The following is a 26,934-nucleotide window of genomic DNA, read 5'->3' on the forward strand; positions in this document are numbered from 1 at the left end:
CTCCTTACAGTCGGTCAATGCTGCCAAGCCCGCAGCAGATCGTCGGTCGTGGTGACGGTGGCCAGTAGCGACAAAGTGTTGTCGATGACCGCATCGGCGTATGCGGTTGGGATACCGGCGACCGCATCGCGCGGCAGCACCACACGGTAACCGGCGTTGACCGCGTCCATCACCAAATTGATGATCGCGACGTTCACCGAAACGCCCACCGCGACGATCGTCGTCACGCCGAGGTTGCGGAGAATGGGGTCCAGGTCGGTGCCGCCCATCGGACCCAGCCCGTGCCACCGGGAGAGTACGAGATCGGTTGGCTCGGGTCCTAATTCGGGAAGCAGAGAGGCGCCGGGACTCCCGGGGGCGATGCCGACCTCACTGCGCCCGATCGCGAAGATCTTGGCATTGTGATTGGAACCCAGCCCGTCTGCGCGTCGCTGGACCAGGCAGTGCACGACGTGAGCGCCGGCGGCCCGGGCAGCGGGCAGTAGCCGTTTGATGTTGGGCAACGCCACCCGCTGCGCTTCATCGGCGAGTGCAGCCAAACCTGCGTCGGGACCCACCACCGCGCCTTGACATTCCTGAGTGACGATCGCCGTATGCCCGGGGGCTGTCAGCTGAAGCAGGTTGGGCTTCACGCGGGCACTTCGTAAAACTGAGTAGCCCACTTGCGCATGGCCATATACGGTTTGGCATCGATCTTGGCCAGCGGCGGATGCTCGACGTACTTCTGATACCGCCAGATGTCGCAGTCCTCCCACACCGTCTTGAGGAACTGCTTCTCGACCTGGTTGCGCACCTGTTCGGGCGGGATGTCGGAGGTTTCGCCGGCAATCTTCGGCCACCAGATCGAATAGAACATGTCGGAGACTTCGTCGTCGACGGGCGTACACGCGAAGATCAGGCGGTGGTTCGACGAGCCCTCGAATGCGCTCATCGCAAATCCGAGGCCGGAGAAATGGCTGTGGATGCGCAGCGCCATCTTGTTCGGGTCGTCGCTGCGAGCGTCGGGCCAGCCGGTCAGGAACCGCCACTCCTCGTCGACATGCTCCCAGTGCAGGCACACCGGAGTTACCGTGGCGCCGTGCACGTAACGGAAATGTGAACTGTCAGGGCCGTTCTCAGCCACGATCTGCGGATGTACCGGGATGGCATCGGCGCGGCTGGAGAACTCGGGGTAGGGCCGGTAGTAGGCATCCGGGTCGGTCTCGAACTGGGGAAACTTCAGGAAGATGTCGGGCAGTTCCCACTGCGGTTCCTTGCCCTCGGGCTGGTACCACATGAAGATGCAGCCGTACTGCTCCTTGACGGGGTAGGACCGCAGCCGCAGACCGCGGTTCGGCCTGTCGGGCTGATAGGGGATGTAGCGGTTGCTGCCGTCGGGGGCCCAGCGCCAACCGTGGAACGGGCACTCGACGCAATCGCCGACGACCTTGCCGCCGTGACCGATGTGGGCGCCCAGATGCTTGCAATGGGCCTCCAGGACGTGCAGGTCACCGGACTCGTCCCGATACGCCGCGAGATCCTCACCAAAGTACTTGAGCGCTTTGACATCGCCGATCTGGTACTCGGCGGACCAGCCGATCATGAACCAGCCGGTGACCTTCCAGGTGAACGGCACTTTCATGCCAGCTTCCCTCCTGCTTTGAGCGCATTCCGATCAATACGGAAGACATTACAGTATAGGTTTCTAGAGAGGGAAGAAGGCGGTTTCACATGTGATGGGATGTGGACGCCGCGAGGCTGCCCAGTAGCGAGAGCCGATCAGCGTCGGCGGTGCCGGGCGCGGCGGTGTAGACGAGTAAGAGCTGATCGGGTTGGCCGGCAACGGTCAGTGTCTGATGGCGCAGTGTGAGTTCTCCGACGAGCGGGTGGCGAAAACGCCTCGTTCCACTGTGTTTTGCGTACACGTGGTGTTCGGACCACCATGCGCGAAAGGCGGTGCTGCGGCGCGACAAGTCGTCGACCAGCGTGGCCAGATCTGTGTCGTCCGGACGCCTGCCCGCTTCGCAACGCAACGTACCCACGGTGTCGCGAGCGACGTCTTCCCAATCGGGGAACAGGGCACGGGTGGCGTCGTTGCTGAAGAGCAGGTGAGCCATGCTGCGCTGCTCGGCGGCAAGATCGATCAACTCGGGGTGTAGCGCGACCCCGAGGGTGTTCCAGGCCAGCACTTCGGTGCAGCGTCCCAGCAGTAACGCCGGCGCCTGGTGCAGTGCATCGAGGACCGCGCGAGTGGCAGGCTCGATCTCTTGTCGGCGCGGCGGCGCTGTGTTGCGTCGCGGGGTCGTCGAGCCTGGTGCGGCGAGTCGGTGCAGATGCGCCCGGTGTGTGGGGTCGAGGCGCAGCGCACGGGCCAATGCGTCGAGGACCTGCGCGGACGGCTGGCCTGCACGGTTCTGCTCGAGCCGGGCCAGGTACGGCAGGCTGATCCCGGCCAGCGCGGCCAACTCTTCACGCCGCAGCCCTGGCGTGCGTCGGCGTGTCCCGCCGGTGAATCCGAGCCCGACGTCAGTGGGCTGCACATGTTCGCGGCGGGCCCGCACGAACTCCCCGAGCGTGATGTAGAGGCCAGGAGAAGTCATCGCTTCATTGTGCCTTTTCCCTCGGCGGTGAGGGTGACCCTGCGCGGGTGACTCTAACCGCTGCGTGCCGCGGCATAGTCGAAGTAACCGACTCGGCCCCTCCCGGCTGGCACTAATCACCAAGGAGTGCAGTGCAATACAACGATGTGAACCCTGCTCCCGCATTCGCCCCGGTCGTTCTGGTTACCGGCGCCAGCAGCGGTATCGGCCGGGCGACTGCCGAAGGCTTCGCCCGCACGGGCGCCACAGTGGTGGTCACCGCACGCCGTGAGGCTCAACTCCTCGAGACCGTCAGTGCCGTCGACCACCTCGGCGGCAGCGGTGCGGCAGTGGTCGCTGACCTCACCCGTCCGGGTGCCGTCGACCACCTCATCGATGAGGTCATCGGGCGCTACGGCCGCCTCGACGTGGCGGTCAACAACGCCGGCACACTGGGAAGCTTTGCGGCACTGCTCGACCAGACCGAAGAAGATTTCGACCAGACTGTCGCGTTGAACCTCAAGGCGGTGTGGCTGCTCGTCCGCAGGCAAGCCCGACACATGGTCAGCCAGGGCGGCGGATCCATCGTCAACGTGTCATCGTGGCTGGCGACTGGGGCACTGCCCGGGTCGGCGACCTACTCTGCCACCAAAGCTGCGCTCGACGGGTTCACGCGGGCCTGCGCCGTCGAGTTCGCTCCGCAGGGCGTGCGCATCAATAACGTCAACCCCGGCGGTATCGACACCGAGATGACACGCACCGCCTTCGACCACGACGCCGGCGTGCTGGAACGGTTCGGGCAGGCGCACCCTGCGGGCCGGCTCGGCACCCCCGCCGAGGTCGCAGACCTCATCGTGTATCTGGCGTCGACGTCGGCTTCGTTCATCCACGGCCAGGCCATTCACGTCGACGCGGGCTACACGATCGGCGGACAACGATGAGCGGTTCGCCGTCTGTTGCCGGATGGCGACCGACTGCCCACCACCACCACCAACAACAGGAGCCCACACCATGATTCGCCCACTGCTGACACTTCTGGTGACCATCATCGCGCTGGCGGCGTCGTCCTGCGCGGCACCGGCACGTGCCACCGACCGTGAGAGACCGTCCGTCGTGCTGCCCGCCGAAATGGCTTATCCGAACGGGGTGGCCGTCGCCTCGGACGGCACGCTCTATGTTGGGCAGATCACGGCGGGCAGCATCCATCGACGCTCACCAGGCGGCGACTGGTCCACCGTCCATCCCGGCTCGCCGGGCGTCTTCGCCGCGACGACGCTGCGCCTCGACGAGCCACGCGCACTGCTGTGGGGTGCCTCGCCCGACTTCCTGCCTCAGGGTGAGCCTCGCACGCCCAACATCTTCGCGATCGACACCACGTCGAACCGCGTGGTGCATACCGTCCCGCTGGCGTCAGGGTTCCCCAATGACATCGCGGTGGAGCCGCAGGGCAGTGTCCTGATCACCGACAGCACGAACGGCCGGGTCCTGCGCTATCGGCCCGACAACGGGACTTTCGCGACCGTCGTGCAGGACCCGAGGCTGACCCACGACAGCGGTATCGGCGTGGGGGGCATCGCCCGCTCGTCGGGCGGCGACATCGTCGTCGGCAACTACTCGTCAGGGCTCCTGTACGTGCTGTCCCCCACAGGACTTCGCAAAATCGCATTGCCCCGGCCCTTGGAGAACCCCGACGGGATCGCGTTCACCGCTGACGGCTCCTTGATCGCCCTGGAGGGCGCCGTACACAGTGGTGCTGGCACCGTGCTGCAGATTCGCGAACCCCTGCAGCTGGGACCGCGCGAAATCACCACTCTTGCTGAAGGTTTGGAGAGTCCGGTCAACCTGTCCATTGCCGTCGACGGCAACGCATACGTCAGCGAGTCACGCATCAGACATCGGCTCGTCGATGACCTTGCCAGTCAACCTGCTCCGGACGACTTCCGGCTGATGGTCATCAAAACGAACTGATGCGCTGCGCGGTGGGATCGGTGATGAGTGGCTCAGCGACCGCGCGCCAGGCTGAACTGCGCCATCATCACGTCGAGCACCTCAGGGGTCATCATGGCGCCCGCGTATTCCACCCAGCACCAGCTGCGAGCCGGGAGGTCGCCCGACGAAGTGCCTGTCACCCGGCCGAAGAAATGGATGTAGCTGCCCGCTGTGTCGAAGGTGAATTCGTACGAGTCCGACCCGATCGTGGTGTGCAGGGCAGTCAGTTGGCCTGCGTCGTTGAAGGTCGGCTTGGCGATGACGTCGTCGTGGGCCGTGGTGATGCCGTCCTTCACCCGATATCCGGGCCCGAACTCCAATCCGTTGCGGCCTTGCCAGAAGCAGCCTCCGCCCCAGTGTCCGTCGTCGTCCTGGTGCAGCCACGACACCCACATCCCTTGGAGCTGACGAATGATCGGCAGCTCCGCGTACACCATTCCCGGTGGGCCGTAGGCATAATCCTGGTGCAGGTAACCCGACACCGGGACACCTTCGATCGTTCCGCTCGCTGCCATGAGTTCGTGCCGGTAGTACGCCTGCTGCTCGATCTCGCCTTGGGCGGGAACATACACGGTGAAAACGTCGGTGACGTTGCGGCCGTGCATCTCCCAGCGCCCACTGGCGTCGTGCCAATGGAATCCGTCGGCATCGCGCTCGATCCGTCCACTGCCGTAGCTCATCTGCACTTTGTCGCCGCTGTCGGCATACTGCATCGGTTCGAACCAGTCGATGGTCGAGTACTCGGCGAACAGGTGTGGCGGCTCGGGATTCATGGACCGGGGAAGTTTCTTGAAACCGGTGATCGGTGACACCACGTGTGTCATTCCGGTCAGGAAGTCGTCGGCTCCGCGCAAGCCCCAGAACGTTTCTCCCGAGGCGTCGCTGACGATGGCGCCGATCCACATCCCGGCAGGCGCGACGTCGGGTGCCGGGGTCCAGTCACGGCGGTAGTGATCCAGCGTGGGAGGCTGAGTTGCCACGTGGAAACTGGTCTGGTTCGACATGACGATCTCCTTAACCTACGGGTCCGTTGGGGAATTTCAGCAGCGCGCCGGCATCGACGCGGATCTGCTGACCGGTGATGTAGCGGGATTCGTCGCTGGCCAAGAACACCGCCAGGTTGGCGATGTCCTCGGGCTCGACATAGGGGATGGGCATCGCCTGGAAGTAACTGAACGCCGGTTCGGCATCTTCGCGGGTCGGCTTCTGCTTCTTCATGTCCGGCCGGAAAACGCCGTACATGCCGTCGTTGTGCAGCAGGTGGGTGTTGCAATTGGTGGGGTGCATGGCGTTGACCCGAATCATTTGAGGAGCCAGGACCATCGCCATCTGTTCGACGTAGCCGATCAGAGTGCTCTTGGCCCAGGCGTATCCGGATCCACCGGGGCCCATGAACGAGTTCGACGTGGTGTTGGGCATCATGCCCGCGGTGGAGCCGGTGACGATGATCGATCCGCCGTCGGGAATGTGTGGGAGCGCAACGGCGACGGCGTTCATCACGCCAAGCAGGTCGACGTCGGTGGCGTCGACGAAATCTGACGGTTTGGGATCGCCCATCGCCATGGGGAGGATGCCGGCGTTGGCGACGACGATGTCGAGGTGGCCGAAGGCTGCGAGACCGGCTGTGATCGCCGACCGTAGTTGATCACGTTCGCGCACATCGGCTTTGGCAATGACACACCGCTGCCCTGTCTTCTCGACCAGGCGCGCGGTCTCTTCGAGGTCCTCGATAGTCGACAACGGGTACTTGTTCGATTCGATCTGCGCGCAGATGTCGATGCCGATGATGTCGGCGCCTTGCTCGGCCATCAAGACTGCATGCGCACGGCCCTGACCGCGCGCGGCGCCGGTGATGAAGGCGACCTTGCCGCTCAGTCGTGTGCTCATTGGACTCCGATCATGTTGGGGGACAGGTCGATGACGCCGCGGATATTGCTGCCCTCGCGCAGGTGCTTCATGGCGTCGTTGATCTCGTCGAGGCGGTAGCGGCGGGTGATGAGTTCGTCGAGTTTGAGGTTTCCCTCCGTGTACATCGACAGGAGCATCGGCATGCTCGCCCGGGCGTTCATCTCCCCGTAGAGGGATCCTTTGAGCGACTTGCACGAGTTGACGAGGTCGGACAGGACCAGCGGCACAGACATTTCAGCCAACGGCGTCATGGCTGTGACCACACAGGTGCCGCCCTTGCGAGTCATCATGAGAGCCAGCGGGATCAGATCGGTGTGCAGCACGCCGACGGTCAGGATGACAGCGTCGGCCATCACACCCCAGGTGAGTTCTTTGACCAACTTGAGTGCCGCGCCGGGGTCCGCCACCGTGTGGGTGGCGCCGAACGACGGAGCGATGTCCCGTTTGAAGGCGACGGGATCGACGGCGATCACGTGCGTTGCACCGGCCGCTTTGGCGCCCTGCACGGCGTTCATGCCGACGCCGCCGGTGCCGATGACCACCACGGTGTCTCCTGGCTTGGTGTTCGCGGAGACACTGCCGGATCCGAAACCCGTTGTCACGCCGCATGAGACGAGGGCTGCCGCATCCAGGGGGATCCAATCGTGGATCTTGATGAAGGACTTCTCGGATGCGACGACGTACTCGGAGAATGTGCCGACCTGCATGAGTGCCGTGAGGTGCTGGTCGCCTAGGTGGCGTCGGGCAGTCCCATCGGTGACCATCTTGGTGCTGAAAAGGTCGGCGCCGACGTCGCACAGGTAGGTGGCGCCGGTGGCGCACCAGCGGCAGGTGCCGCAGCTCGGGATGAAGGAGACCGCCACGTGATCGCCCGGCTGAAGCGAGGTCACGCCGGGTCCGACCTGCTCGACGATGCCCGCGCCTTCGTGGCCGCCGAGCAGCGGGAACCATTTGGGCATGGGCATGCCCGCTGCTTCGATGACGGCACGGAGGTCGTCGTCGGGGACGCTGTCTCCGGTGGCGAAGTGGTCGTCGGAATGGCAGACGCCGGCGACGACCATCTTCACCAACACTTCACCGGCGCGCGGCGGATCCAGATCGATGGTTTCGATCTGCCAGTCCTGGCCGACGCCGTGCAGCACTGCGGCTTGGCATTTCATGGTTGTTCTCCCGATGCTCAGACGGTGACGGGCAGTTTGGCCCAGCCGCGCACGCTGGTGGTGTGGGCGCGCTTGGCGCCGGCGTAGTCGACCTGCCAATCCGGCCAGCGTTTGAGCACTTCTTCGAGTGCGACGCGGCCCTCCATACGTGCCAGCGCGGCGCCCAGACAGAAGTGCAGGCCGTGACCGAAGCCGAGGTGGCCGGCGCCGCGGTGGATATCGAAGCGGTCGGGGTCGTGGTAGCGGCGTTCGTCGCGATTGGCCGCACCGTTGACGAGCAGCATGATCGCTCCCTCGTTCACCGTGTGTCCGTAGTGCACGGTGTCGGCGGCGACGTAGCGCGCCTGCACGGGCGAAGGCGCTTCATAGCGCAGCACTTCCTCGATCGCTCCGGGGATCAATGAGGGGTCTGCAGCCAGTTCGCGGCGTTGATCAGGGTGCTCGGCGAGCAACTGACCGGCGAATCCGATGAGCCGCGTGGTGGTTTCGCTCCCTGCGCCCATGATGGTGCTGATGTAGGTGAGGATCTCGCCGCGTTCGAGGGGCCGGGTACTGCCATCCGGTTCTTCGACCTCTGCGTGGATGAGATCGGTCATCAGGTCTTCGGCGGGATTCTTCGCGCGCCAGTCGACGTACTCGGCGATCAGGTCGACATTGGGCGCCCGGTATGTGCGTTTGTGGCGGGAGTCTTTGGTGCTCAACGCTCTTTGTGGAGGCTCACCGTCTTCGAGCGCGATGACCTTGTCGGTGTTGTCGCGCAGCGTCGACTGGTCCTCTTCGGGGATGCCCAGAAGTGCACCGATGGTGCGCATCGGCATCCATGCGCCGAGGTCGTCGATGAGGTCGAAGCGTTCGGTGCCGATCAGCGGGTCCAGCGCCTCGGTGGTGAATCGACGTGCGATGGGTTCGACCGCGGCCATCCGGCGTGGGGTGAACACCCGAGACAGCAGTTTGCGATGCAGGTCGTGGATCGGGGGATCCTCCCAGAGCACCAGGCCGGAGGGAATTTCCATGCCGCTGGAGATGATTTCGAGGATCGTGCCCCTACCTGAACGGAAGGTGTCCCAATCGTAGAGGCCGGCAGCAACGTCGTCGTAGCGGCTCAGTGCATAGAAGCCGTGTTTGTCGTTGTAGTACAGCGGCTTTTCGTCGCGCATCCGTTTCCAGATCGGATAGGGGTCGTCGTCGATGACGAAGTCGAAGGGGTCGTAGTACACCTCATCGAGCCCGGTGGTCTCACTCATCCGATCGATCTAAACCTCTAGAGGTATCTTTTGTAAAGTGCGGATGCCCGCTCGTCTGACGATCCCTGGCGACCATCGCCGTTGGCGCCGACCGGTGCGAATGTCAGATACTTTTGGTAGATGCGTTGCCCGTCCGGTCGGGCGGTTGGGAGAGAGAAGTGGTCAAGAGTACTGCGGCGAACGCCGACGCGACCCCCGGAACTGGCGCAGGCAAGCCGAAGCAGATTGCCGACGAACTGCGCGGATTGATCATCGCCGGCGATCTCGACGAGGGCGATCTGTTGGGTACCGAAGCAGAACTGCTCGACCGGTTTGGGGTGTCGCGGCCGTCGTTGCGGGAGTCGCTGCGCATCCTGGAGGCCGAAGGCCTGATCTCGGTGGTGCGTGGCGCGCTCGGCGGCGTCGTCGTGCACCGGCCCGATCAGCGCAACACGGCACGGGCTGCGGCATTGGTACTGCAGTCCCGCAGTGTGTCATTGGCAGATGTTTTCGATGCCAGTGCGGTGATCGAACCCGCTGCAGTGCGGATGGTGGCTTCGTCGCGCGGCCATGAACGCGCCGCCGAGCACTTGCGCGAGATCGTCATCGACATGAAGCGCACAATGCAAGACCCGGTTGCCTGCAGCACCGCCATGGTCCGGTTCCACAGCGACATCGTTCAGTTGGCCGGCAATCAGACGCTCATCCTCATCTGCGAAATGATCAACGAGGTCATCGCCCGTGCGGTCGCCGATGTGCTGACCAGAAGTCAGCGCGAGCCGGTTGCGTCGCGGCGCCGGTCAATTCGCTCGTTCGAGCAGCTTGTCGACTTGATCGCCGCCGGTGACGGAGACGGTGCGCAGGCACACTGTGCCGCTCACATGGCGCGGCTGCGCCGATCGCTGCTGGGCGAGCGGGCCAGCTCGTTGATCGACTTGAACCACCACCGCTGACGTTGTGGGTGTTTCGCACCCAAGCTGATACATCTACAGGTATCTCTGGACGAGTCTCATCTCGTGCGGTAGCTTCTGCTCATCTGAATTGTCAGATGTTTCGTGCGAAGTTGCCGTTCTGGCACCTGAGTTCTGTGGAGGTCCGGTGAAGGCCGAGGAAATGATCCTGGTGAGTGTGGATGACCACTTGGTCGAACCACCGCATCTGTTCCAGGGCCTACTGCCCGCCAAGTTCGTCGATCAGGCTCCGAAGGTGATCACCACCGACGAGGGAGCAGATGTCTGGACTTTCAACGGAACCGTCATTCCCAACATCGGTCTCAACGCCGTAGCCGGCCGGCCCCGCGACGAGTACGGCGCTGAACCGACGAGCTTCGAGGAGATGCGGCCCGGCTGTTTCGACATCGACGAGCGCGTCAAGGACATGAGCGCCGGCGGGATGCTTGCCTCGATGTGCTTTCCGTCGTTCCCCGGTTTTGCCGGGAGGCTGTTCGCCGCGGCCGACGACAAGGAACTCGCGTTGGCTGTCACACGCGCCTACAACGACTGGCACATCGACGAATGGTGCGGTAGCTACCCGGGTCGGTTCATTCCGATGGCCCTACCGATCATCTGGGACGCCGAGCTGTGTGCCGCGGAGATCCGGCGGGTGGCCGCAAAAGGATGCCACTCACTGACTTTCACCGAGAATCCTGCGACCTTGGGATGCCCCAGCTTTCACGACGAGTTCTGGGATCCGGTCTGGCGGGCCTTGTCTGACACCGGAACGGTCATGTCGGTCCATTTGGGGTCCTCAGGGCGGTTGTCGGTGACCGCGGCCGACGCCCCGGTCGATGTGATGATCACGCTGCAGCCGATGAACATCTGTCAAGCGGCCGCCGATCTCCTGTGGTCGCGCGTGATCAAGCAGTTCCCCGACGTGCGGTTCGCGCTGTCGGAAGGCGGCACGGGCTGGATCCCATACTTCCTGGACCGCATCGACCGCACCTATGAGATGCATCGACTGTGGACCGGACAGGACTTCGGCGGCAAGCAGCCCAGCGAGGTGTTTCGCGAGCGGTTCCTCACCTGCTTCATCGCAGACCCGATCGGCATGAAACTGCGTCACGACATCGGCATCGACAACATCGCGTGGGAGTGCGACTACCCCCACAGTGATTCATCGTGGCCGAATGCGGCAGAGGAACTCCAAGCGGTCACTGCCGGCGTCCCCGACGACGAGGTCAACAAGATCACTTATGAAAATGCCTGCCGCTGGTACTCGTTCGACCCGTTCAAGCACAGGCCGGAGCAACTATGCACCGTCGGCGCCCTGCGGGATGAGGTGGCCGGCCATGACGTGTCCGTCAGGAGTTTCGATCAGGGGCGGTTCGACAAGAAGCTCGGATTGAACATGGGAGAGCTCACCAGCACGGTCAAGGCATGACGACATCCCCCACATTCAAAGGAGAAAAGGCATGGGCGCAGAAATAGCGCCGGCACGTATCGGCGTCCTCATCGACTACCTCGACGAGAACGACAGCTACGACCAGAACGTCCTGCCGACACTGCAACTCGTCGCCGACGATTACGTGCAGCGCGGAATCCTGGAGCGTCCTGTCGAGTTCATCGTCCGCGCCGTGCAGGGATTGCCAAACGGGTCGTTCCGCCGGGTGCGCGATGCGTTCCATGAACTGGTCGACGAAGACGTCCTGGTGATCTTCGGGCCGTGGGTCTCGGAGAACGGCGTGGCGCTGCGCCCCTACGTCGAGAAGCTCGCGCAGGTACCGATCATCACCATGGGTGCTTCGGAAAGCATGTTGGGGGAGTGGGTGTTCGGGTTGCCTGCCGGGTCGATGGAGGAAGAGCCCATCATCATGGCCACCGTCGCGGCGCTCGACGGGTGTCGCAGCGTGGGGCTGGCTTTCGAAGACAGCCTGATCGGGCGGGAGTATCTGCGCACCACCAGGGAGGCGTGCCGTGACGCTGGGCTGACCATCACCGCCGAAGTGCCGATCCCGCAGGTTGCGTCCGACAAGCTGCAGGCGATGTCCGCATTGGCCGCAGACAAGCCCGATGCACTCATGCATGTCGGTTTCGGGTTGGGTCTCATCGGTATGAACGAGGCGTTGCAAGCCATCGGCTGGATGCCTCCCCGGTACACGACGACGGCGTTCGAGTTTGCGGCCACCCGTCCGTGGTGGCGCCAGCAGCTCGCCGGCTGGATCGGATTGGACCAGTACGACGAACGCAATCGAACCGCACACCACTTTCTTGACCAGTTCGAGCAGACCTATGGGCACCGCCCCGAGTACTTCTTCCCTCTCTACGCCTACGACGTCGGGCGGCTGATGATGTCAGCGTTGGCCACCGCGCGGCCTCTCACCGGTCCGGCCGTCAAAGATGCCTTGGAGCGGATCAAGATGATGCCCGCGGCAACCGGCGCTCCGGGCACCCGGCTGAGGTTCGGCAAATACATCCGGCATGGCTGGATGGGAAGCGAGTTCCTCGTCGCGCGCAAAGTACTTCCCGATGCGAGCAGGTCGGTCCTGTACGCCACCATCGAGGGCCATGTTCAGCCGTGAGAAGGGAGTGATTGTGCAGAGCCGCAATCTCTTCGACCTGACCGGACGAGTTGCCGTCGTCACGGGATCGACCCGCGGTATCGGGCGCGCCATCCTGGAGGGCTACTGCCAAGCGGGCGCATCGGTGGTGGTGTCCAGTCGCAAACAGGACCGGTGCGACGAGGTGGCCGCGCAGGTGCGCGCCGGTGGCGGAAAAGCGGTCGGCATCGCCTGCCATGTCGGAGACTGGGACGCCATACCCGAATTCGTCGACGCGGTTGTGGGCGAGTTCGGGCGTATCGACGTGCTGGTCAACAACGCCGGCATCAACCCGGCCGTCACCGACCTCAATGAGGTGTCACTTGAGCTGTGGCGCAAGGTGTTCAACGTCAACCTCGAAGGCGCCTTACGTATGAGCCAATGCGTGGCGCCGGTGATGCGCGACAACGGAGGCGGAAGCGTCATCAACATCGGATCCATGGAGTCCTACTATCCGTCGAGTCCGTTGTCCGTCGTCTACAGCGCATCGAAAGCCGCGCTGCGCAACCTGACCGTTTCGATGGCCAACCTCTGGGCGCCGTGGGCGGTGCGGGTCAACATTCTCTGCCCCGGACCGTTCGGCACCGAGTTGCTCACCCAGGCCGAACGAGTCGCACCGGGTGCGCTGGCGATGCTGGCTGAGATGAACCCGCAGAAACGCATCGCCGACCTGTCCGAGATCGTCGGGCCTGCAGTCTATCTGGCCAGCGACGCATCATCGTTCGTCACCGGCGACGACATCGCCGTGTGTGGCGGCATGCGCAAGTAGCCAGGACAATACGGGGAGGGGCTGTGGAGCACACCATCCTGCGGCCGATCATGGGGATGATCACCGTGACGGCGATCGGTGTCGTCATCGCGTTGGTAGCAGTCTTATTCCGCGGCGGCCTGACCCCGACGGCCTCGGTGACCGTACTGTCGCCACGCGCCGGGCTGGTCATGGATCCCGACGCCAAGGTGAAACTGCGCGGTGTTCAAGTCGGCAAGGTCAAATCGCTGGCCGCGCTGCCGGACGGCCGGGCGGCGCTATACCTTGCGATGGATCCGGCCCAGTTGCAGAACATTCCGGCGAACGTAAGCGTCAACATCGCCTCCACAACGGTGTTCGGCGCCAAGTTCGTTCAGCTTGTCGACCCTGCCGAGCCGTCACCGCAACCACTGCGCCCCGGCCAAGTGCTGGACGCAAGCCGGGTAACGGTCGAGATCAACACCGTGTTCGAACAGCTTAATTCCATACTGGCGCAGATCGATCCGGTCAAACTCAACCAGACCCTGGGCGCGATCGCTGCCGCCTTCAACGGCCGCGGCCAGGAGATCGGCCAGATGCTGGTGGACCTGGACTCTTACCTGGCGGCGCTGGAGCCCGGCCTACCCGCGCTGAGTCACGTCTTGGCCACCGCACCGACGGTATTGAACGCCTACGCCGACGCGGCCCCCGACCTCATCAGCACTGCGGGCAACGCCGGCCGCATCAGCGGCACCATCGTCGAGGAGCAACACAACCTCGACGCCCTGCTGCTCAGCACGATTGGGCTGGCGGACGTCGGAAACGACGTACTATCCACCAACCGGGTGGCCTTGTCCGATGTCACGCACCTGTTGGCGCCGACCACCGACCTCACCAACCAGTATCACCCGGCTTTGTTCTGTTTGATGGGCGGGCTGATACAAGGTGCTTACGTCAAACAACCGCAGGTTCCCGGAGCAATGGTCAATGCCGGCCTCGTGCTCGGCAAGGAACGATTCCGCTATCCGGGCGATCTGCCGAAAGTGGCCGCGACCGGGGGCCCGCAGTGTGTGGCGGGCCTGCCGAACGTGCCGTACCAAGCCCGTCCGCCCTATGTCATCGCAGACGTCGGTTGGAATCCTGCGAAGTACGGCAACCAGGGCATCCTGCTCAACTCCGACGGTCTCAAGCAGTGGTTGTTCGGACCTCTCGACGGGCCACCGCGCAACACCGCCCAGATCGGCCAGCCCGGATGAGGGGCTCAATAGTGGGGCCGCTGGTCAAGTTCGGCGTATTCGCTGTGGTGATGGCGGTGCTGACGGCCTTTCTCTTCCTCATCTTCGGCCAGTACCGCGCGGGTTCGACCGATGAATATTCCGCGATCTTCAATGACGCATCACGGTTGAAAGCCGGCGATTCGGTGCGAGTGGCCGGCATCCGCGTGGGCACTGTCAACAGCGTGAGGCTGCGCCCAGACAAAACCGTTCTCGTCGCATTCGAAGCCGACCGCACCGCGGTGTTCACCACCGGAACCAAGGCGATGGTGCGCTACCTCAATCTTGTCGGAGATCGCTATCTTGAGCTTGCCGACGCTCCAGGGCCGACCACGATCCTGCCGGGAGGCTCCCAGATCCCCATCGAACGCACGGCGCCGGCGCTCGATCTCGACCTGCTGCTTGGTGGGCTTCGCCCGGTGACACATGGATTGAATCCCGACGACATCAACGCGCTCACCCAATCGCTGCTTCAGGTGCTCCAAGGACAGGGTGGGGCCCTGAGATCACTGCTGTCCCAAACCTCGTCGTTCACCACCGAGCTGGCCAACAACGGCCAACTCGTGCAACAACTCATCGACAACCTCAACACAGCCGTAGATACGCTCGCCAGGAACGGGGGTGCCTTCTCCGACACGGTGGATCGCCTGCAGCAGTTCGTCAGTCAAGTCGCGGCGGACCGGGACACCGTCGGCGAGGCGATCGCCGCCCTCGACAGCGGGACAGCGTCGCTGGCCGACCTTCTCACACAGGCACGCCCGCCGTTGACCGGCACGATAAACGAGCTGAACCGGTTGGCGCCCAACCTTGCCGAGAGCAAAGACCACCTCGACGTCGGGCTCCAGAAGGCGCCGCAGAATTACCGCAAGCTCGCGCGACTGGGCGCCTACGGCAGCTTCTTCAACTACTACCTCTGCGGTGTTGCCCTTCGGGTCAGTGATTTGCAAGGCCGCACCGCCGTCTTCCCCTGGATCAAGCAGGAAACGGGGAGGTGCTCGGACAACTGATGCTGAAATACCGTGGGACCAAGCTCATCCGGTGGGGCTTTCTCGGAGTCGTGGTCATCATTCTCGTCATCGCCGTCGGATTGCGCCCTCAACAGCTGGCCTCCTGGGCCACCGAGACGAAATATCAGGCCCTGTTTTCCCAAGCCGGCGGCCTGGCGCCCGGAAACGAAGTGACGATGTCGGGCATCAAGGTCGGAACAGTGTCGGCAGTGACCCTGCACGACGGACAAGCATTGGTCGGCTTCTCGCTGGACAGCACCATCGCGCTGGGATCCGACACGACTGCTCACATCCGTACCGGCTCACTGCTGGGACAGCGTGTCATGACTGTGGACGCGGCCGGCCCCGACCGGCTGCCTCCCGGCGCAGTCATCCCGGCGGCGAGGACATCGTCGCCATACTCGTTGACAGAAGCCGTCGGCGACCTCACCACCAACATTGCCGGCACCGATACTGATTCGCTCAACCAATCCCTGGATGCACTGTCGACGACTATCGACGCCGTCGCCCCGGAACTGGGATCCACCTTCGACGGACTGACCCGACTGTCGCAGGCGCTCAACGCCCGCAACCAAACACTCGGTGAGCTGTTCACCAATGTCCGTGACGTCAGCTCGATCCTGTCGGCGCGCAGCCAACAGGTCAACATGCTGATCCTCAACGCCAACGATCTACTCGATGTCCTGGTGCAGCAACGCCAGGCGATCGTCGAGCTGCTCGGTAACACCTCGGCCGTGGCCAATCAGCTTTCGCGACTGGTCCACGAAAACAAGGCTCAACTCGCTCCCACCCTGGACAAGCTCAACGCGGTGACCGAGGTACTTCAGAAGAACCGCGACAACATCGCCAAGGCGCTACCCGGGCTGGCCGAATACGAACTCATCAGCGGTGAACTCGTCGCGAGCGGACCCTACTACCAAGCGATGATCGCCAACCTGGCTCCAGCCCAGATCCTGCAGCCCTTCCTGGACTACGCGTTCGGGTTCCGCCGAGGCGCCGATGGCGGACAACCTCCCGACGGCATGGGGCCGAGAGCCGAGATCCCGCTGCCGCGCAACGGTATTCCGCAATCTCAAGAGCAGGGGGGACCACCATGAGCCGACCCCGACTCGTCACCGCCTTGGCCACCGCATTGGCCGCCCTCATCGTCGCAGGTAGCGCAGTACTGGTACACGACGCCTACTTCAGCCCGCAAACGTTCACCGCCTACTTCACCTCCGCGACAGCGATCTACCCGGGTGACGAGGTGCGTGTCGCCGGAGTCAAAGTGGGCACCATCGCCGCCGTCGATCCCGACGGCGTCCATGTGAAGATGACGCTGAACGTCGACCGCGCCGTGCCCGTCCCTGCGAACGCCAAGGCAGTCATCGTCGCGGCCAACCTACTAGCTGCCCGCTACGTCGAACTCACTCCCGCCTATCGGTCCAGTGACCCAAACAGCAACGGGCCCAAGATGGCTGACGGGGCAACCATCCCCATCGACCGCACCGCAGTACCCGTCGAGTGGGACGAAGTCAAAGACCAGCTGATGCGGCTGGCCACCGAACTGGGGCCCAACAGCCACGTCTCCACTCCGGCGATCGCCCGGTTCATCGACAGTACCGCCAACGCGCTCAACGGCAATGGGGACAAACTCCGCCAGACCCTGACGCAGCTGTCGGGCGTCGGCCGAATCTTGGCCGATGGCAGCGGCAATATCGCCGAAACCATCAAGAATCTGCAGACCTTGGTCACCGCGCTTCGTGACAGCAGTCCCCAGATCGTGGAATTCCAAGGCCGATTCGCAACGCTGACCAGCGTGCTCGACGACAATCGGACCGACCTCGACGCGGCGCTGAAAAACCTGTCCTCAGCTATCGGCGACGTCCGTGGATTCATCGCCGACACCCGCGACAAGACCAGCGAGCAGGTTCAGCGATTGGCCGACGTCACCTCCAACCTCGTCGAACATCGAAACGACCTCGAACAACTGCTGCACGTGACACCGAACGCCATCGCCAACGGTTACGCCGACTACAACCCCGACACCGGCACGATCCTGGGCTCGGTCTCGTTCAACAACTTCTCCAATCCCTTGCAGTTCTTCTGCGCCTCGATCGGTGCGGTGAAGAACGCCACTTCGGCCGAAACCGCGAAGATCTGCGCCGAATACCTCGGCCCGGCAATGAAACTGCTGAACTTCAACAACCTTCCGTTCCCGCTCAACCCCGTGCTGGGTCCGGCACCCAAAAACGTCATCTACACCGACCCGGCGCTTGCACCAGGTGGCGCGGGACCCACGTCCGGTCCGCCCGAACAGCCACCGGCCGTCTCGGCGTTCACCGGTGCCAACGGCGACGTACCGCCGCCGCCCGGCTGGAATCAACCTGCACCGCCGCCGGCGCCGAGCGTGGAGAACCTGTTGCTGCCCGCCCCAGCAGCACCACCCCCACCACCGGAGGCGACACCAACCCCATGACCGGAAATCGTCCACTTCGCACATGCCTTGCGGTCTGCACCGTCACCTTCACTCTGTCGGGATGTGCATTCGGCGGCGTCAACTCGCTTGCGCTACCCGGTACCGTGGGGCACGGACCCGGCTCGACTTCTTACGTCGTCGAGATCGCCAATGTAGGTACGCTGGAATCCAATTCGCCGGTCATGATCAACGATGTCGTGGTCGGCAGCGTCGGCGAAATGACATTGCACGGCCAACACGCCGACGTCGAAGTCAGCGTTCAGGCCGGCACCGTGGTGCCCACCAATGTCGTGGCCACCGTCGGGCAGACCAGCCTTCTCGGATCGATGCACCTGGCACTCGACCCACCGCCCGGGCAAGCCCCGATGGGGCGCGTCGCACCAGGCACCACCGTATCGCTCAACCAATCCTCAACCTACCCGTCGACCGAACAGACCCTGTCGTCATTGTCAGCAGTGGTCAATGCCGGCGGATTGGGCCAAATCGGCGACATCATCCACAACTTCAACACTGCACTGTCGGGCCGACAGGACTCAGTGCGCAATCTCATCTCGCGCCTGGACAGTTTTGTCGGTGTCCTCGATCGCCAGCGCACCGATGTCCTCGCCTCAATCGACGCACTCAACCGCCTCGCAGGCACCCTGGCCGGCGGGGATCACGTCATCGAAGAGACGCTGCGCCGCCTTCCGGCCGCGCTCGACGTGCTGATTGCGCAGACGCCACGCATCATCACCGCACTCGACAAACTTCGCGTCTTCAGCGACACCGCCACCGCAGTCGTCAACGACACCCAGGCCGATCTGGTGAGAAATCTGCAGAACCTGCAGCCGACTATCCGCGCGCTCGCTGATGCCGGGCCGGGCATTATCGACGGCCTCATCTACGCAACGGTGTTTCCCTACGGCCAGAACGTCATCGACCGCGGCCTCAAAGGCGACTATATGAATCTGTTTGCCGTCGCTGATATCACAGTCCCTCGCCTCAAACGGGGTGCATTGCTGGGTACCCGCTGGGGTGTAGATGGCGCCGAACTCGTACCGGCGCCCGGCGATCCGGGTTACGACTGGTATTACACCAAGAATCCGCTCGGTGTCCTCACCTCGGTACCGCCGGAAGGCAGCCAGGTACCGCCGCCGCCGCCACCGGCGGGGCCTCCGGTGATTCTGCCTGGCGTGGGAGGGTGACGAATGCTGACGCGGTTTGTCCGGATTCAGCTGGCGATCTTCGCGATCGCCTCCATCATCGGCCTTGTGGTCATGGCCGTCGTCTACTTGCAAGCACCAACCCTGCTCGGGGTCGGCCGCCTCACCGTCACCGTGGAACTGCCCGCCACCGGCGGCCTGTACAGATTCTCCAATGTCACCTACCGCGGAGTGCAGGTCGGCAAGGTCACCGAGATCACCTTGATGCCTCAGCGCGGCGCGAAAGCGACACTCTCCCTGAGCGACTCACCGAAGATACCGGCAGCCCTCAACGCTGAGGTGCGCAGCATCTCGGCGGTCGGCGAGCAATACTTGGACCTACAGCCAGACTCGGATGCCCCGCCCTATCTGCACGACGGCTCGGTTATCAGCTCAGCCGACGTCACCGTCCCGCAGGAAGTTGGGCCGGTGCTCGACCAGACCAGCGCACTGATCAACAGTATTCCCAAGGACAAGCTGGGTCTGCTGCTCGACGAGTCCTTTCAGGCGTTCAATGGTGCCGGCCATGACCTCGGGTCGCTCATCGATTCCACGAGCAAAGTGACCGGCGATCTCCATGCTGTGCGGGAGCAGTCGCGGTCTCTGGTCGTCGACAGCGCCCCGCTGCTCGATGCGCAAGCCGGGACAGCCGATGATCTCCGCACGTGGGCACGTAGCTTGGCCGGCATCACCGACCAGCTCGTCGACGACGACCCGCAATTGCGCACGATCTTGAAGGACGGGCCAGGCGCGGCAGACGAGGCGTCACGTCTGCTCACGCAACTCAAGCCCACACTGCCGGTGTTGCTGGCCAACATGACATCGGTGGGCCAACTCCTGGTCACCTACCGGCCCGGCCTCGAACAGATCTTGGTGCTGTTCCCGCCCTTCGTCGCGAACATCTTGTCGGCGGCTCCCGACCACAACCCAACGGGGTTGGGGCAAGGCGATTTCGCGCTCACGGAGGGCGATCCGCCTTCGTGCACCGTCGGTTTCCTTCCCCCGAACCAATGGCGGTCGCCGGAGGACACCAGCGAAGTCGACACACCCGAAGGTCTCTACTGCAAACTGCCCCATGATTCACCGCTCGCGGTACGGGGCGCACGAAATTACCCCTGCATGGGCAAGCCAGGCAAGCGGGCGCCAACAGTTGAGATCTGTAACAGTGACCGGTCGTACCAACCGCTGGCGATGCGCGAGCATATGACCGGTCCGTACCCCCTGGATCCGAATCTCATCGCCCAGGGCGTCCCTCCCGATGATCGGGTGAACGCTGATGAGAACCTTTACGGTCCAACAGAACCGGTGCCGGCGCCGGTGCCGCCCGTCCCCGAGAATCCGGGACAAGCCACGCCGAGCGCATTCACCACCAACAACGCCCGGCATGGTCCCACGCTGGCGTTCGCACAATACGACCCCAATTCGGGACGTTATGTCGGATCCGACGGTCAGACCTACCAACAGGCCGACCTCGTGCCATCCGCAAGCCCGACAACCTGGAAGGACCTTATCTTGGCGGAGCACACATGATGGAGCGATGGACATGACGCGCGGGCCGGCGGCGCGGACACTCTCAGCGGTCATACTCGCGTCTGTAGGCATCGCCGCCACCTTCTGCGCGGCTCCGAAGGCCGGGGCGGCCTATTGCGATCCGCTCCTCAACGGCACCTTCGCGGCAGTCTCTGATGGGGCCTTGGCCAAGACCAACGAGGTCAACGACGACCAGGCGACGGTCACGAGCGAATGGACGATCGCCACATCATGTTCAGCACAATCGGATTGCGCAGGTCACGTCCTCAGCAGCCAGGGGTGGAACGCTCCCATCAACTGTGAATCTGCCGGACTTTGGCACGTGCGCCGACACCTCGACAGCTGGGTGCCGTGCGCCGACGGAACGGCCGCGCCCGCCGTGCAACTGCTCTACTTCTCGCCAGACCTTTCCGGGTCACCGAGCTTCGAGGCAGTGAGGACGTTCTCCGGCTGGGACCGCACCGTCGGTGTCAGCGGTGGATGCGGCGTCAACCGCCCCCTCGTCATCGAGATGCCCTTCCGGCTAACGCGATTGCCATGATAGCCCGACGTGCCTGCCCGGCCGAGATCGTTACTGTATATATTTCGGTGACGACTGAGGAGGTGTCGGCATGGCCGACGACATCGAGGCAATACGACAGCTGAAGGCCCGCTACTGCCGGTTCCTGGACACCAAGGACATCGACGCGTGGCGGGCGCTCTTCGCCGAGGATGTTGTCGTCACCCTGGACATGGCGGTGTCGACCGGCGGCGCGGACCCGCAGACCGCACCACCCCTGAACGGCTTCGACGAGTTTTTCCCCGTGGTGTGGGGCGGGGTCGAGCATGCGGCGACCGTGCACCACTGTCACACGCCCGAGATCGAGCTGACATCCGACACCACGGCGACGGGCATCTGGGCCATGGAGGACATGCTGTTCTTTGGCGACGGCAACGAGCTGCATGGCGCCGGGCACTACCACGAGACCTACGAAAAGCGCGATGGCACCTGGAAGATCACCAGCCTGCACCTGACGCGGACGCTGTTGAAATTCACAACCGCTTAACCGATCATGATCTCGCCGAATGCCTTGACATAGTCGAGTGCGGCCTGCGGGCTGGTGCCGTCCACATGCACGACGGCCCAGGTGGCGCCGAGGCCTGCCAGTTCCGCCAGCACGTCGCGAGCATGGTGTAGCGATGCATCGTCATCAAGGTCGACGTGCGGGCACACCACCTGGATGTCGACCGTGGACGGGTCGCGCCCGGCGTCGGTAAGGCGGCTGCGTAGCCGCTGCACAGCCCTACCGAACTGCTCGGCGTTCTCGATGGCCGCGGTGCGGATCACCGACGCCATTGCGGCGGGCGCGACGATGGGCATCCACCCTTGGCCGTAGTCGACGACACGCCGCATCGCGGCTGGACCATTGCCGCCGATCCAGAGAGGCGGGTGTGGCTGTTGTGCCGGCCGTTGCAGCCAGACCGGGCTTACCGCTGCGAAGTCGCTTCCGGCAAATGGTGTTTCAGGGTCTGCCCAGATCGTGTGCAGGGCCAGTAGCGCCTGGTCCAGGAGTTCGGCGCGGCGATCGATGTCGACGCCCACTGCGGCGAACTCGGACTTCAGGTAACCGGCGCCGACCCCGGCGATGAGCCGCCCACCGGAAATCAGGTCAAGACTGCCCAGCGCCTTGGCTGACAGGTACGGGTTCCGAAAGGGCAGCACGTACAGGTTGGTCATCAGCCGGATCTGCGACGTGGCTGCCGCCATGAAGCTCAGCGCGGCGATCGGGTCGAGGGTGTTGTGTCCGCCGTTGTTCCGCCACTTGACCGAGGGGGCCGGGTGTTCGCTGAGCGCCACCGCGGCGAAGCCCACAGCCTCGGCCTCGGTGGCGACCGCGCGGATCACCTCAGGTTGCAGGAAATCATCGGGCGCCGTGGGGAGTTCGCTGGGATACTCCAGGGTGTACTTCAATCGGTTTCCCCGATTCTTGTGGTGCTACTGTAATCATTACCGTAACATCGATCGCTGACCACTCAACAGATGGAGCAGCGATGGCACGCAAGGTCCTCGTCATGGGCGCGAGCGGCAACGTGGGTGCATGCGTCACCCGCCAGCTCGTCGAACGCGGGGACGACGTGCGCGTCCTGCTGCGCCGGAGCAGTTCGACCAAGGGCATCGACGGTGTCGAGGTCGAGCGGTGCTACGGCGACATCTTCGACACCGAGGCGGTAGCGACAGCGATGTCCGATCGCGATGTGGTGTTCTACTGTGTCGTCGACACCCGGGCGCACCTGGCCGATCCCGCGCCGCTGTTCGCGACCAATGTCGAGGGCCTGCGGAATGTGCTCGATGTCGCGTTGAAGGCCGATCTCCAGCGCTTCGTGTTCCTCAGCACCATCGGCACGATCGCCGTCGGGCGCAACGGGACCATGGTCGATGAAGACACTCCGTTCAACTGGGTTGGCAAAGGCGGGCCGTACATCGAATCCCGCCGCCAGGCCGAGGATCTCGTATTGTCCTACGCGTCGGAGCGCGGGCTGCCCGCCGTGGCGATGTGCGTGTCGAATCCGTACGGGCCGCCGGACTGGGAGCCCAAGCAGGGCGCCCTGATCGCGCTGGCGGCGTTCGGCAAGACACCGGTCTATATCCGGGGTGTCGGCGCCGAAGTGGTGGGTATCGACGACGCCGCAGAAGCACTGGTGCTCGCCGCCGAGCACGGCCGCGTCGGCGAGCGCTACATCGTCTCGGAAAGCTATCTGACCCAGCGGGAGATGTTCACCGCGGCGGCCGAGGCGGTGGGGGCCCGACCACCCCGGTTCGGGGTGCCGATGGCAGTGGTATACGCGTTCGGTTGGCTGGCCGGCATGTCAAATCGCCTCTTCCGCACGGAAATCCCGATGACCCTCACCACGGCGCGGCTGCTGTGGATGACCTCGCCCGCCGACCACAGCAAGGCGACGCGGGACCTGGGCTGGAAACCCGCACCGACCGCCGAGTCGATCGGCCGGGCCGCACAGTTCTACGTCGACCGCAGAAATCGCCAAGAGAAGGTCATCAACCTGTGACCGGAAGTCCTGACTACGACGTCGTCGTCATCGGCGCCGGATTCTCCGGTCTCTATGCGTTGCACCGGCTCAGGGGGCTCGGCCTACGTGTATGCGTGCTCGAGAAGGCCGAGAGCGTCGGCGGAACATGGCTGTTCAACCGGTATCCTGGCGCCCGGTGCGACATCGAGAGCATCGAGTACTCCTACAGCTTCTCCGACGAGATCCAACAGGAGTGGGTGTGGACGGAGACTATGCCGGCCCAGCCCGAGATCGAGGCGTACCTGAACTTCGTCGCCGACCGGCTCGGACTGCGGCGCGATATCGCGTTCGGCACCGAGGTCGTCGCGATGACTTTCGACGAGGCCGATGCGCAATGGGAGCTGAAAACCACTGCGGGGCAATCGCTGACCACTGCGTTCGTGGTAGCTGCAACCGGCATCCTGTCGGTGCCGTTGGAACCGGACATCCCCGGGATGGCTGACTTCACCGGAACGTCTCTGTTCACGAGCCGGTGGCCGCGCGAGGGTTTCGATTTGAGCGGAAAGCGCGTCGGCGTCATCGGTACCGGATCCACCGGTGTGCAGCTCATCCCCGTGGTGGCCGAGCAGGCCGCGCAGCTGACGGTGTTCCAGCGCTCCCCGGCATTCACCCTGCCGTGGAAGGTGCGCCCGTTCGAGCCCGGTGAACTCGACGAACTCAAGGCGAACTACGACCAGATCCGCGCTGCACAGCTGGAGCATCCGGTAGGGGCGGCGCGGCTGAGCGCCTTCTCGGTGCTGCTCGACATGCTCGGTCGGCCGCCGGTGAAATCCGCTACACGCGAAGAGCAATCGCGTGCCGTCGACGACCATGGCGTGATGGGCGCACTGAATTGGGGCGACGTCTTCTTCGACATCGAGGCCAACCGCATGGCCACCCGATTGTACGGGGAGGCGGTGGCCCGGATCGTCAAAGATCCCGAGGTCGCGATCTCGCTGACGCCGAGCCATCCGTTCGCCTGTAAGCGACCGATCATCGATCACGGGTACTACGAGACCTTCAACCGGGACAACGTCAGGTTGGTCGATCTGCGCAAGGGGCCGATCCGTGCGGTGACGGCCGACGGCATCGCCACCGAGCAGGGCGACTTCGACCTTGACGTGATCGTCTACGCGACCGGGTTCGACGCCATGACCGGCGCACTGAGCCGTATCGACGTGCGCGGCCGGGACGGCGTGCTGCTGGGAGACTTCTGGGCGAACGAAGGACCGCTGTCGTATCTGGGATTGGCCGTGGCGGGTTTCCCCAACCTGTTCACCGTGCAAGGTCCGGGAAGCCCGTCGGCGGCAAGCAATTTCGTCACGGCGTTAGAGCAGCACGTGGAGTGGATCGCCGACTGCATCAGTTACCTGCGCGACGGTGGCTACCGCACGATCGATGCGACGGCCGAGGCGCAGAACGAGTGGATCGAGCACACGACGGCCCTGGTGGCGCCCACCGTCCTGGTACATCCGAGTTGCAACTCGTGGTACAACGGCGGCAACGTGCCCGGGAAGAAACGGATGTACATGGGTTATACCGCAGGCATTCCTGAGTACCGTCGCCGCTGCGACGAGATCGCGGCGGCGGGATACACAGGCTTCAAACTTGCGTAGGGTTGCCCAGATCGCCTGGGAGCTCGGCGGAGTGCTGCCACGTTCGGTGGGTGCGTTGCTCCGTTCGGGCGATTGGAACGCACTGTCGGTCTGCGGGCTGCGCCAACTCGGAGAGGTCGCACTCGACGAGTTGGTGGTCACCGGGATGACGCTGACCGGCCCACCGCCGCAGTTGCCGCGACCGTTGGCCGCCTACGAAGCCGCGGCCGGCGAGCTCGGTGCGCTAGGTATCGCCGGGGCGCATCGATGCCCGGAATCATTGCAGATCAGAGAGATTCAGCGCCATAAGTTCGGGTCGTTGAAATTCGAGGAGCTGTCCTTCGAGCATGAACCGGAACTGCCGGAGTCGGTGCTTGCAGACGGGCATGGCGGACCGGCTACCGCCAATGTTCGGATCTACCGCTCCGGAGACAACGCGCGGCCCTGGCTGATCTGGATACATGGTGCCGGGCAGGGCGACCCGATGGATCTGATGGTGGCGCGGGCGCGACGATTGCACGAACTCGGTTTCAATGTCGCTCTGCCTGTGCAACCGGGTCATGGAACTCGCCGCCGCGCCTGGCCGGAATATCCCGCGCGCGACCCGCTGGCCAACGTCGCAGGCATGATTCGCGCGGTGTCGGAGGTGCGTGCTCTGATCGGCTGGCTCACACCGCAATCGACGACGATCGCGGTGGGCGGACTGTCATTGGGCAGCGCGGTCGCCGCGCTGGTTTCCCATCTTGACGACCGGGTCGGTGCGGTGGCGGTGTACACACCGATCCTGGGGCTGAACACCATGATCGGTATGCATCTGGGTCGGTGGGGGAGTGCGGGCCGGGAGGCCGGATCGCTGTTGCGGTCGGACACGGTGACGGCATTGACGTCGGTGGTCGATCCCCTCGGCACAGTGCCACGGGCCGAGCGCCGGCTCATCGTCGGAGCCTGGCATGACCGCATGGCGATGCGTGAGTCCGCGCTGGCATTGCACGAGCGGTGGGGTGGCGAATTGCATTGGCACGACGGCAGTCACGTCGGGCATCTATTCTCCGGCGGAGTGCACAAGGCTACGGTGCGGTTCCTCGGCGGACTATCGGCCGTAGGTTGACATGATCCGCCCCCGAACACGGTTGAGTTCACTATCGAGATCGTGCTCTTCGGGTAGGACCACCCACTGGAACGCGATGCCGAACACTGCAGCGGTGATGTCCTGCAGTGCCGACGCGACGTCGATATCGGGCCGGATCGATCCATCCTCGATTCCAGCGCGCAAACCCGCATCGATCTTGACGGCAGCGCCACTCAGCTGGGTCCGGACCGCGTCGCGCAGTGGCGACGTTGTCTTGACCGCTTCGAATGCCGAGACGAACATGGCACGCATCAGGGCCGCGTCCTCGGCGTGAATCTCCTGAATGCGGTCGAAGTGCGCGAGCACCTGCTGCAGTCCGGTGGCGCCCGGTTCGGCATCGGGGTTCAGTCGCGTGACGTAGGTCTGTTGGAAGGCTGCCAGGATTGCGTCCTTGCTGCCGTAACGGGCGTGGACCATGGCCCGGCTGTACCCGGCGCGGCGGCCGATCTCGGCGGCTGTGGTTGCCTCCCAGCCCTTTTCAACGATCAACTCCGCCGCGGCTTGCAGCAGGCGGCGCGATGAAAGCTCGACACGTTCCGGTTGCGTCATGCGGGCAGGCACCCTTGCATATTAGACGCTCGACAACTAACTTAGTTGTTCAGCGTCAAATTTCTG

The 26,934-nt window shown here is 64.0% G+C and carries 26 protein-coding genes; 17 read left to right on the forward strand and 9 right to left on the reverse strand.

What is annotated here, in order from left to right; all coding sequences use genetic code 11:
* Positions 1-14: 14 nt before the first annotated feature.
* The 3 genes from ABQF30_RS05830 to ABQF30_RS05840 all read right to left on the reverse strand — a co-directional run bounded on the left by ABQF30_RS05830 (position 15) and on the right by ABQF30_RS05840 (position 2,579).
* Positions 15-632 (reverse strand): cysteine hydrolase family protein, encoded by a 618-nt coding sequence (locus ABQF30_RS05830; protein WP_448461841.1) that lies wholly within the window; start codon positions 630-632, stop codon positions 15-17.
* Positions 629-1,621 carry a Rieske 2Fe-2S domain-containing protein gene (locus ABQF30_RS05835; RefSeq protein WP_448461842.1) on the reverse strand — a complete coding sequence of 331 codons (993 nt, stop codon included), beginning with the start codon at positions 1,619-1,621 and terminating at the stop codon, positions 629-631. The genes ABQF30_RS05830 and ABQF30_RS05835 overlap by 4 nt, the downstream gene beginning before the upstream one ends.
* A gap of 85 nt (positions 1,622-1,706) precedes the next feature.
* Positions 1,707-2,579, reverse strand: coding sequence for a helix-turn-helix domain-containing protein (locus tag ABQF30_RS05840; RefSeq protein WP_448461843.1), 873 nt, complete (start codon positions 2,577-2,579; stop codon positions 1,707-1,709).
* A gap of 131 nt (positions 2,580-2,710) precedes the next feature.
* On the opposite strand from ABQF30_RS05840, the gene ABQF30_RS05845 reads away from it, so the two are divergent.
* Together ABQF30_RS05845 and ABQF30_RS05850 are read left to right on the forward strand one after the other, a co-directional pair.
* On the forward strand, positions 2,711-3,499 hold the full coding sequence (locus tag ABQF30_RS05845) for an SDR family NAD(P)-dependent oxidoreductase (RefSeq protein ID WP_448461844.1): 789 nt from the start codon (positions 2,711-2,713) through the stop codon (positions 3,497-3,499).
* Between the two features lie 70 nt (positions 3,500-3,569).
* Entirely contained in the window at positions 3,570-4,526 is a 957-nt protein-coding gene (locus ABQF30_RS05850) for a Vgb family protein (protein ID WP_448461845.1), read from the forward strand.
* 32 nt (positions 4,527-4,558) lie between these two features.
* Here the strand turns inward: ABQF30_RS05850 and ABQF30_RS05855 are convergent, their stop codons facing one another.
* The 4 genes from ABQF30_RS05855 to ABQF30_RS05870 are packed head-to-tail and all read right to left on the reverse strand — an operon-like array spanning position 4,559 to position 8,859.
* Entirely contained in the window at positions 4,559-5,551 is a 993-nt protein-coding gene (locus ABQF30_RS05855; protein WP_448461846.1) for a hypothetical protein, read from the reverse strand.
* Between the two features lie 10 nt (positions 5,552-5,561).
* The gene (locus ABQF30_RS05860; RefSeq protein WP_448461847.1) at positions 5,562-6,434 is read right to left on the reverse strand and encodes a mycofactocin-coupled SDR family oxidoreductase; all 873 of its coding nucleotides are present in this window, start codon (positions 6,432-6,434) and stop codon (positions 5,562-5,564) included.
* Positions 6,431-7,615: an NDMA-dependent alcohol dehydrogenase gene (locus ABQF30_RS05865; protein ID WP_448461848.1), complete on the reverse strand. Its 1,185-nt coding sequence runs from the start codon at positions 7,613-7,615 to the stop codon at positions 6,431-6,433. Before ABQF30_RS05865 ends, ABQF30_RS05860 begins: the two co-directional genes overlap by 4 nt.
* A 17-nt stretch (positions 7,616-7,632) precedes the next feature.
* Positions 7,633-8,859 (reverse strand): cytochrome P450, encoded by a 1,227-nt coding sequence (locus ABQF30_RS05870; RefSeq protein ID WP_448461849.1) that lies wholly within the window; start codon positions 8,857-8,859, stop codon positions 7,633-7,635.
* Positions 8,860-9,017: 158 nt separating this feature from the next.
* On the opposite strand from ABQF30_RS05870, the gene ABQF30_RS05875 reads away from it, so the two are divergent.
* The 12 genes from ABQF30_RS05875 (at position 9,018) to ABQF30_RS05930 (ending at position 21,596) form a co-directional block, all read left to right on the forward strand.
* A complete protein-coding gene (locus tag ABQF30_RS05875) occupies positions 9,018-9,791 on the forward strand; it encodes a FadR/GntR family transcriptional regulator (protein WP_448461850.1) in 774 nt (257 codons plus the stop codon).
* A gap of 145 nt (positions 9,792-9,936) precedes the next feature.
* Entirely contained in the window at positions 9,937-11,217 is a 1,281-nt protein-coding gene (locus tag ABQF30_RS05880; protein WP_448461851.1) for an amidohydrolase family protein, read from the forward strand.
* Between the two features lie 31 nt (positions 11,218-11,248).
* The gene (locus tag ABQF30_RS05885) at positions 11,249-12,355 is read left to right on the forward strand and encodes an ABC transporter substrate-binding protein (RefSeq protein WP_448461852.1); all 1,107 of its coding nucleotides are present in this window, start codon (positions 11,249-11,251) and stop codon (positions 12,353-12,355) included.
* Positions 12,342-13,142 carry an SDR family NAD(P)-dependent oxidoreductase gene (locus ABQF30_RS05890; protein WP_448461853.1) on the forward strand — a complete coding sequence of 267 codons (801 nt, stop codon included), beginning with the start codon at positions 12,342-12,344 and terminating at the stop codon, positions 13,140-13,142. Before ABQF30_RS05885 ends, ABQF30_RS05890 begins: the two co-directional genes overlap by 14 nt.
* Positions 13,143-13,192: 50 nt before the next feature.
* The gene (locus ABQF30_RS05895) at positions 13,193-14,356 is read left to right on the forward strand and encodes an MCE family protein (protein ID WP_448463488.1); all 1,164 of its coding nucleotides are present in this window, start codon (positions 13,193-13,195) and stop codon (positions 14,354-14,356) included.
* Positions 14,353-15,381 (forward strand): MCE family protein, encoded by a 1,029-nt coding sequence (locus ABQF30_RS05900; RefSeq protein ID WP_448461854.1) that lies wholly within the window; start codon positions 14,353-14,355, stop codon positions 15,379-15,381. Before ABQF30_RS05895 ends, ABQF30_RS05900 begins: the two co-directional genes overlap by 4 nt.
* Positions 15,381-16,478, forward strand: coding sequence for an MCE family protein (locus ABQF30_RS05905; protein WP_448461855.1), 1,098 nt, complete (start codon positions 15,381-15,383; stop codon positions 16,476-16,478). Before ABQF30_RS05900 ends, ABQF30_RS05905 begins: the two co-directional genes overlap by 1 nt.
* Positions 16,475-17,839 (forward strand): MCE family protein, encoded by a 1,365-nt coding sequence (locus tag ABQF30_RS05910; RefSeq protein ID WP_448461856.1) that lies wholly within the window; start codon positions 16,475-16,477, stop codon positions 17,837-17,839. The genes ABQF30_RS05905 and ABQF30_RS05910 overlap by 4 nt, the downstream gene beginning before the upstream one ends.
* Positions 17,836-19,023, forward strand: coding sequence for an MCE family protein (locus tag ABQF30_RS05915; RefSeq protein WP_448461857.1), 1,188 nt, complete (start codon positions 17,836-17,838; stop codon positions 19,021-19,023). Before ABQF30_RS05910 ends, ABQF30_RS05915 begins: the two co-directional genes overlap by 4 nt.
* A gap of 3 nt (positions 19,024-19,026) precedes the next feature.
* Positions 19,027-20,550 (forward strand): MCE family protein, encoded by a 1,524-nt coding sequence (locus ABQF30_RS05920; protein WP_448461858.1) that lies wholly within the window; start codon positions 19,027-19,029, stop codon positions 20,548-20,550.
* Positions 20,551-20,557: 7 nt separating this feature from the next.
* Positions 20,558-21,091, forward strand: coding sequence for an Rv2253/PknI dimerization domain-containing protein (locus ABQF30_RS05925; protein WP_448461859.1), 534 nt, complete (start codon positions 20,558-20,560; stop codon positions 21,089-21,091).
* A 70-nt stretch (positions 21,092-21,161) separates the two neighbouring features.
* The gene (locus ABQF30_RS05930) at positions 21,162-21,596 is read left to right on the forward strand and encodes a nuclear transport factor 2 family protein (protein ID WP_448461860.1); all 435 of its coding nucleotides are present in this window, start codon (positions 21,162-21,164) and stop codon (positions 21,594-21,596) included.
* Here the strand turns inward: ABQF30_RS05930 and ABQF30_RS05935 are convergent.
* Positions 21,593-22,501, reverse strand: coding sequence for an LLM class F420-dependent oxidoreductase (locus ABQF30_RS05935; RefSeq protein ID WP_448461861.1), 909 nt, complete (start codon positions 22,499-22,501; stop codon positions 21,593-21,595). The genes ABQF30_RS05930 and ABQF30_RS05935 overlap by 4 nt on opposite strands.
* A gap of 80 nt (positions 22,502-22,581) precedes the next feature.
* Between ABQF30_RS05935 and ABQF30_RS05940 the strand changes: the two genes are divergently transcribed.
* From ABQF30_RS05940 to ABQF30_RS05950, 3 genes are read left to right on the forward strand one after another with little or no spacing between them, the layout of a single operon-like run.
* Complete coding sequence (locus tag ABQF30_RS05940) at positions 22,582-23,595, forward strand: NAD-dependent epimerase/dehydratase family protein (protein ID WP_448461862.1); 1,014 nt, start codon at positions 22,582-22,584, stop codon at positions 23,593-23,595.
* Positions 23,592-25,211, forward strand: a complete 1,620-nt coding sequence (locus ABQF30_RS05945; RefSeq protein ID WP_448461863.1) for a flavin-containing monooxygenase — start codon at positions 23,592-23,594, stop codon at positions 25,209-25,211. Before ABQF30_RS05940 ends, ABQF30_RS05945 begins: the two co-directional genes overlap by 4 nt.
* A complete protein-coding gene (locus ABQF30_RS05950; protein WP_448461864.1) occupies positions 25,204-26,298 on the forward strand; it encodes an alpha/beta hydrolase in 1,095 nt (364 codons plus the stop codon). The genes ABQF30_RS05945 and ABQF30_RS05950 overlap by 8 nt, the downstream gene beginning before the upstream one ends.
* On the opposite strand, the gene ABQF30_RS05955 is transcribed toward ABQF30_RS05950, so the two are convergent.
* Complete coding sequence (locus tag ABQF30_RS05955; RefSeq protein WP_448461865.1) at positions 26,281-26,868, reverse strand: TetR/AcrR family transcriptional regulator; 588 nt, start codon at positions 26,866-26,868, stop codon at positions 26,281-26,283. The genes ABQF30_RS05950 and ABQF30_RS05955 overlap by 18 nt on opposite strands.
* Positions 26,869-26,934: the final 66 nt, after the last annotated feature.

The sequence above is a fragment of the Mycolicibacterium sp. XJ870 genome (genome assembly GCF_053483975.1).